This window comes from Coleofasciculus sp. FACHB-712 (assembly GCF_014695635.1).
GTDB lineage: Bacteria > Cyanobacteriota > Cyanobacteriia > Cyanobacteriales > FACHB-T130 > FACHB-T130.
This window is the reverse complement of the sequence record NZ_JACJOQ010000131.1, coordinates 1-3,909: the sequence shown is the minus strand read 5'-3', so window position 1 is coordinate 3,909 and position 3,909 is coordinate 1. Positions and strand designations below refer to the sequence as shown.

Here is a 3,909-nt window from a genome sequence, read left to right as displayed (position 1 = left end):
ATCCGTAACAAGCCTTTGGCTTCCAAATCTTGAGGGTTCCAGCCGAAACCCTCTGCCATTCGGAACAAGCGATCGCGCGTTTCTTCAAAAGAAAACAGCAGTCCCTTCTCTCCCTGAAGAGCGCCATTAACTAGAAACTGCATGGCAAGCGTCGTCTTACCCGTTCCAGAAACACCGGAAAGGAGGATAGACCGCCCCTGAGGGATGCCGCCCCGAAGAATGCTATCGAGTCCAGTAATTCCTGTCGATGCCGTCTCGCTCTCCTCCTCCAAACTTGTCTCCCGACGTTTGAGCGTCAGCATTGAACCCAAAACCTGAACCCCCCCATCTGTGAGCGCAAACGGGTAAGGCACCATCTCCGTCGCTCGACCGCGCATTTTATATACCTGGAGAAAACGCTGCTGTTCCCCCTCCTGGAGTGCAATGTTCAGATAAACAATGCCATCAGCTACCGCAAACTCTGCCCCTTCGCCAATATCCGAGCGGTCATACTCCCCTAATAAAAAGGCGGTACACCGCGCACTCGCTAGACGAACGGAGAGGTCATAACAGAAACGACGAAAATCGCTCACGTCGTCAGACAAATCGCGGATGGCTTTAAAGGAATCAATCGCCAGAATTTCCGGTTGGTGTTTTTCTACCCTGGCGAGAATCTCGTCAGCTAATTCGGTCAGGGAATGCTCGCGGATAAAAGGCCCGATATCCTGAAAAAGTACCTGTTCGCCAAAAACTTCTACATCAAAGAAGCTGAAGCACTGCATATAGCGCACCACCTTCAACGTCGGCTCCGAAAGGGTTGTCAGGTAAAGAACTTTGGCAGTGCTGTGATTCCGGATGTGGTTAAAGAGCATTTGCTGCACCAGGATTGTCTTACCTGTCCCCGGTTGTCCAGCAACAATATTCAGTGAATAAACAGGGATGCCTCCGCCCATTACGGCGTCTAAGTTGGGAACACCTGTCGGCATTAGTTTAATATTGCTCATCCCTCAGCCCTTTTCCAGTTGTTGTTTTAACTGCTGCACGAGGGGTTCCACCTTCCGCAACAGGATTCCACCCGTTAAATCGATTAGTAGAGCCATTACGTTATCAGTAAAAGCCATCAGTCCGGCTCGGACGGCTGTACGCTCGAAGGCATCCAAATTGTTCTTCAGTTGCTTAAGGCAAATTCCATCGCTATCGATATTAATTTCTTGGCATAGCGGATGGTCGCGACTTGCTTCTAAGAGGGCACTCCGAAAAACAGCAACCGTCGCCGTCTCGCCAATTAAACCGACAATGCGTTCCCACAGCCGCTCTAAAAGTTCGCTAAAGATGTCTAAAGTCTCCTGTTTGCCTGCTTCTAGCATCTCTGCTTGGGCTTGACGCAGTGTTGTCTTTTGGCTATCTTCATCCGTGGATTCTGTCATCTCCAACCTTCTCACGGCTCCTGTTCGCCGACGCCAGACTCTCAAGTAGACTCCTGTTCAGTCTGCTTGAGAGTCTACAGAACCCTAGCCTGGTGGCGTTTTTGTAAAACTTACCGTGCTTGTTATTACTGGTTTCTACCATAGTCCTCACCGCTAGGGTTAATTTAACGGTGATTTCTTTATTTTATGCTCAAAATTCTATCGGAAATGGCAACTGGCGGTGGTTGTGGGGCTGGCTTTGCCTGAGTAAGGAGAGGTAGAAACCCCTCAATTTCCTACTTCTCAGGAGAATTGAGGAGCTTCTCAGTAAATCTGCTCAATTGAGATGCGCTTGATTGGTGGAATTAGATGGCTTGAATCCACTCTTTGACATCGTATTCAGTCCAGATGCCGTTTTGCCAGTAGGGGTCGGCTTCAATTAACTGGCGCACGGCGGCTTCATCTTCCGCTTCATAGATGCCGAAGACTTTCGTGATGTCCTTCGTCGGGCCAATCGTCATCAGAATACCCGCTTCTTTTTGGGCAGCAAGACCGTCTAGATGCGCTTGCCGATAAGGCGATCGCTTTTCTAAAACATCTTCGCAATAGCTTCCCCACATTACGTACTTAGGCATGGTTAATAGCAGTAAAGTTTTGAGTTTTGAGTTTTGAGGGTTAAATCAACATTCAACCCTCAAAACTTTATTTAACTTCTCAGATTAACGCCGAATTTTTCGACGAGCGCGTCGCGGACTTTTTGATGCACTGGCTCGACATCTTCATCGGTAAGCGTGCGATCGCTAGCTCGATAAACTAAGCGAAACGCTAAGCTGCGCTGTCCTTCCGGGACATTTTTCCCTTGATATTCATCAAACAACTCGACCGATTCTAGTAGGGATGTCCCCTTGTGTTTGTCTGCAATGGCAGCTTTCGCGATCGCTCGTTTCAAGTCTGAGACAGAAACTTGAATCGAAGCGAACAAAGCCAAATCCCGGCTGGATGCTGGGAAGGTGGAGTAAGGCTTGAAAAGAGGCGTCCGGTTTTCCTCTGCATCCAGGTAATCCAAAACTACATCCAAATCCAGCTCGAAGACGTAGACTTCATCCGGCAAGTCCCGTTCTTGCCGGAGTTGGGGATGGAGTTGCCCAAACGTTCCTAATCGGTTTCCCTGCACCCACAAAGAAGCCGTGCGTCCCGGATGCAGGCGTGGGTCGCGGCGGTCTGGCTGATATTCGACTGGCAGGCTGAGTTGCTCAAATACGCTTTGCAACGCTCCTTTCGCTTCAAACCAAGTCATGGGTTGTGGCTTGCCTCCTCGCGTCCAATTGCCTTGAGTCAAGGAGTCACCGCCTAAAATTCCAGCAACGGAATCAGCTTCGATAAGTCCGTCCTCTTCCCGCCAGAAGATCCGACCCATCTCAAACCCATTCAACGGGCCATTGCCTTGTTCTAAGTTGTACTGGAAGGCGTCAATCAAAGCGGAGATTAGCTCAGTTCGCAGAGACGAATATTCTGCAAACATGGGATTTGCGATCGCGACTTCTGTATCGTTCTTAGTTTTCGCCACTGAGTAAGAGTAATGCATGACTTCTGTCAATCCGGCTGCGCGGAAAGCTTCCCTCATCTGACGCATCAGCATCTGATCGACAGAAAGGTACCCCGGTTCAGTCTTATCTGGTAGGGTGTCGCAGAATTTGTTGTAGCCGTAGAGGCGAGCAACTTCTTCAATTAAATCGATTTCTCGCTCCAAATCTCGGTAGCGATAGGGGGGTACTTTCACCGTCCACTTCAGGGATTCAGAAGGATGAAGCTTAGAATCTTCTTCATTCGTCCTGGTTCCGCCTTCATCTTTTTTCGTCACTTGCTGTAGCTGACACCCCAGCGCCGTTAGGATGCGCTCCACATCTTCAGCGTGAACTTCCCCTGTAGTTTCAGTGTCTCCCATCTCTACTGGGCCTAAAACGTGATTTACCCGGTCTAGACGCAGTTCAATCGAACGACTCCAAGTTGAGGGGTCGGGTCTTGTGTCGGCAATTTCTTGTGCTACGGGAGTGCCCCCTGCAAACTCCGAGAGCAGCGCGATCGCTCGTTGACAAGCAATTCCCAATTCTGCCTGATTGACGCCCCGCTCGTAGCGTCCAGAGGCTTCTGTCCTTAAATTTTGACTGCGTGCCGACCGGCGGATTGCCACCGGGTCAAACAAAGCGGCTTCTAAAATTAAATTTTCAGTCCCCTGATACACTTCTGTCTCTTCACCGCCCATGACTCCCGCCAGCGCTACTGGTTGGTCGTTGGCAGTAATCAGCATATTTTGCGGTTGCAAGGTGCGGGTTTGACCGTCGAGGGTTTTTAGGGATTCCCCAGTATTGGCAAAGCGAACCCCGATCTGTAGCGGTGAGGTTCCCCCGCCGCCACCACTTGCCACGGATTGCAAGCGATCGCGGTCAAAGGCGTGGAGCGGCTGACCCCATTCCAGCAAAATATAGTTGGTAATATCTACCACGTTATTGATGGGTCGGACTCC

General features: G+C 50.2%; 4 protein-coding genes. All 4 read right to left on the bottom strand.

Annotated elements, in window-relative coordinates; all coding sequences use genetic code 11:
- Positions 1 to 983 (bottom strand): ATPase domain-containing protein (locus H6F50_RS03305; protein WP_277879313.1); only part of this gene is annotated, 983 nt, incomplete at its 3' end.
- A gap of 3 nt (positions 984 to 986) precedes the next feature.
- On the bottom strand, positions 987 to 1,406 hold the full coding sequence (locus H6F50_RS03300; protein WP_190412576.1) for a hypothetical protein: 420 nt from the start codon (positions 1,404 to 1,406) through the stop codon (positions 987 to 989).
- A gap of 344 nt (positions 1,407 to 1,750) precedes the next feature.
- Complete coding sequence (locus H6F50_RS03295; RefSeq protein WP_190412575.1) at positions 1,751 to 2,020, bottom strand: YciI family protein; 270 nt, start codon at positions 2,018 to 2,020, stop codon at positions 1,751 to 1,753.
- Positions 2,021 to 2,091: 71 nt separating this feature from the next.
- Positions 2,092 to 3,909 (bottom strand): phenylalanine--tRNA ligase subunit beta (pheT, locus tag H6F50_RS03290; protein ID WP_190426317.1); only part of this gene is annotated, 1,818 nt, incomplete at its 5' end.